The following is a 3238-nucleotide window of genomic DNA, read 5'->3' as shown; positions in this document are numbered from 1 at the left end:
ACGGACTTAAACTTTGAGCCAAGAAATTTATTTCTTGGCGGACGAGAATTATGGTTCAATATCTGAGCCTTTAACTCATATGCTCTTAAGCGCTAATATCGTTTCTGGTTGAATCTGAATCATTAAAAAACCGCACCAGGCGCACCAGAACGCAGAGGGAGTGTTGGATAAATAATTCCGGTACAAACGGATTTGATATAACAACATACTTTGCTTGTTCGCTGTTCCCTGTTCCCTATTCCCTGTATATAATTTCCCACCATTAACTATGAGCTACTTTCGTCCTGCTATTGATGCCATGACTGGCTACATTCCTGGTGAACAACCCAAACCAGGAACAAAAATTATCAAACTCAACACAAATGAAAATCCTTATCCGCCCTCCCCAAAAGCGATGGAGGTGCTGCACAATTTAGATGGTGAATGGCTACGACGCTACCCTGATCCATTTGCCAGAGAGTTTTGTCAAGCAGTGAGTGATGCGTTGGGAGTACCTGCAGATTGGATTATTGTAGGTAATGGGAGCGATGATGTGTTGAATGTGTTGGTGCGTTCCTGTGCGGAGGGGAGTGAGCGCAAAGTCCTGTATCCCATGCCAACCTACGTGCTGTATCGGACTTTATCAGCCATACAACCTGCGCAAGTGGTTGAAGTTCCTTACCCTGCCGATTTTCAGTTACCAATTAAGGAACTCATTGCGGCGAATGGAGCAATTACCTTTATTGCTTCTCCCAATAGTCCCTCTGGTCATGTGGTACCTTTAGATGATCTGCGGGAATTGGCACAGCAAGTGTCAGGAATTGTGGTGGTTGATGAAGCTTACACTGACTTTGCTGAGTATAGCGCGTTGCGCTTGGTGCAAGAATTCGAGAACGTGATTGTCTTACGTACTTTGTCCAAAGGGTATTCCTTGGCAGGGTTGCGGATGGGTTTTGGGGTGGCAAATCCAAAACTGCTGGCTGGCTTATTTAAGGTAAAAGATAGTTACAATATTGATGCGATCGCTATAGCTGTGGGTACAGCTGCAATGCGAGATCAGGCTTACAAGAATGCTTGTGCAGACAAAGTGAAAATCTCGCGGACGAAGCTAGCGCAAGATTTAAAAAGTCTGGGATGGAAAGTGCTTGATTCTCAAGCTAACTTTGTTTTGGCAACTCCAACTCAGCCAAATGCAGAGTCTATTTACTTGGGGTTGAAAGAACGAGGAATTTTGGTGCGTTACTTTAAGCAACCTGGGTTAGAGGATAAGCTGCGGATTACGGTTGGTACGGATGAGCAAAATCAGATGTTGATAGAAGCGTTAATTAGCATAAAGAAATAAGTACAGGACTTACGCAAAATAATGAAAAAATGAACCGTATATACAAGGGAGCAGTGAGACAGCGCGAATAACAGCTTTGCCTCACTTGGCGACTGCAAACCCAAAGGTAGCAGTGGGAGCATCTTGCTCCCTACTTTACACACTGCCATCCCTTGAGCGCCCAGTATTGCTTATTTGAGATAACTTCCTTGTCGGTTACTTTAACAGTAGAAGGGGATGTTTTATTAGGAGTATTTTGCATTTTTTCCTTGTCTTGTTTATATTTCGTTGTTCTCAATATATCCAAGAACTCCCAATCCCCAACTCCACCCATTGATTTAATACTATCTCTATCTGCAGCAATATTATCCTCTCCTGCCTGATCGAATCAGTGAACAGTGAACACTAAACAGTGAGTCCAGTGCTGCAGGAGGGTTTCCCGACCTAGGCATCTGGCGTTCACCCTTCGGGTGAACAAGGGCTGGACGAGTCCCTTTCCTACCTGATAACTGATAACTGATAACTGGTAACTGTTAAACCCGACAGCGACCTAAGCATTTGTACTTCCTAAAAAATGCCCAACTAAATACAGCGAACCACACAAAATTACCAAATCATCCGTGGAGGCAAAAGCTGCCTCAAGGGCTGAGAATAATTCTGGGTAAGTATGACAAAAACTCAATTCTGGGCAGATACTTTGAGCCAGTTTTGCTAATTCCTCAGGATTGGCTGAACTATGATCAGGAACTGGCACTAAATATAATCGGTCATTTGGTTGCAGTAAAGCTTGGAATATCTCCCCATGCTCTTTTGTGGAAAGCATTCCCATCACCCAACTAACTGATTTCACATTCAGTGTGTTTACATAATCTCGCAAAACTTGGGCAGCTGCTGGATTATGAGCACCATCTAGCAACAATTTATGGTTTTTCCAAGTTGTCCATTGCATCCGCCCCAGCCATTTTGTATTTGCCATTCCTTGAACAATGGCTGATTCAGATATCTTCCAACCCTTCGTTTGTAAAATTTCTATAGCGGCTAAAGCCAAAGCTGAATTCGTTAACTGAATTTGTCCCTGCAAGGGCAAAGGGTATTTAATTAAATTTGAATTTCTAAAGAGTGAACTTTGTGTTTGATACTCCGCCCATCCTGGAGAAAAAGCAGTGGAAGGTTGAGGCGTAATCACAGGACATTGCAATTCTGAAGCACGCGATCGCACAACTTCTTCTGCTTCCCTTGGCAATGGTCCCACAACAGCAGGACACCCAAGTTTAAGAATACCAGCTTTTTCTCTGGCAATATCAGCAACAGTAGGACCGAGAACCTGCCAATGTTCACGGCTGATTGAAGTGATAATAGTGACCAAAGGTTTTGAGCAGACGTTTGTTGCATCCAAGCGTCCTCCTAATCCAACTTCTACCACCGCCACATCTACTTTAGCTTGTGCAAAATATAACCAAGCTGCTGCAGTAATGACTTCAAATTGAGTTGGTGACTCTTCACCTTGGGGAACTGCTGCTTGCACCTGTAGTAACAACTGGCAAAATTCCTCTGAGGAAATCGGCTGTTCATTCAGACAAATACGTTCCGTCCAATCTACCAAATGAGGTGAAATGTAGCGTCCAGTGCGATAACCTTTTGAAGTGAGAATAGAACTCAGGTAAGCACAAACGGAACCTTTGCCATTAGTCCCAGCAACATGAATCACTGGAACTTGCTCATGAGGATTTCCAAGATTTGCCAGCAGCTTGACAATGCGTTCTAATCCAAGATGAACGCCAAAGTGTTGGAAGGGTTGAAGTAGGGAGTCGATATCCACAAAAGGTAGTCAGGTGAGTAGGTTAAATTTTTTACACAGTGAACAGTAAACAGTAAACAGTGAGCAGTGAACAAGGGGTGGACGAGTCCGTTTCCTACCTGATAACCCTTCGGGTGTGC

General features: G+C 43.8%; 2 protein-coding genes. One reads left to right on the top strand and one right to left on the bottom strand.

Going from position 1 to position 3238, the window contains the following annotated elements:
• Positions 1-268 precede the first annotated feature (268 nt).
• A complete protein-coding gene (gene hisC, locus AC5590_RS20865) occupies positions 269-1321 on the top strand; it encodes a histidinol-phosphate transaminase (RefSeq protein WP_169268935.1) in 1053 nt (350 codons plus the stop codon).
• A gap of 529 nt (positions 1322-1850) precedes the next feature.
• On the opposite strand, the gene AC5590_RS20860 is transcribed toward hisC, so the two are convergent.
• Positions 1851-3119, bottom strand: a complete 1269-nt coding sequence (locus tag AC5590_RS20860) for a glutamate ligase domain-containing protein (protein WP_169268934.1) — start codon at positions 3117-3119, stop codon at positions 1851-1853.
• Positions 3120-3238: the final 119 nt, after the last annotated feature.

The sequence above is a fragment of the Brasilonema octagenarum UFV-OR1 genome, assembly GCF_963888615.1.
Classification (GTDB): Bacteria; Cyanobacteriota; Cyanobacteriia; order Cyanobacteriales; family Nostocaceae; genus Brasilonema; species Brasilonema sennae.
The sequence above is the reverse complement of the archived record's forward strand: the minus strand, read 5'-3'. Positions and strand labels throughout refer to the sequence as shown.

What these genes read in the sequence shown, in the direction of transcription:
- hisC (WP_169268935.1), top strand. Translation starts at nt 269, where the DNA reads ATGAGCTACTTTCGTCCTGCTATTGATGCCATGACTGGCTACATTCCT.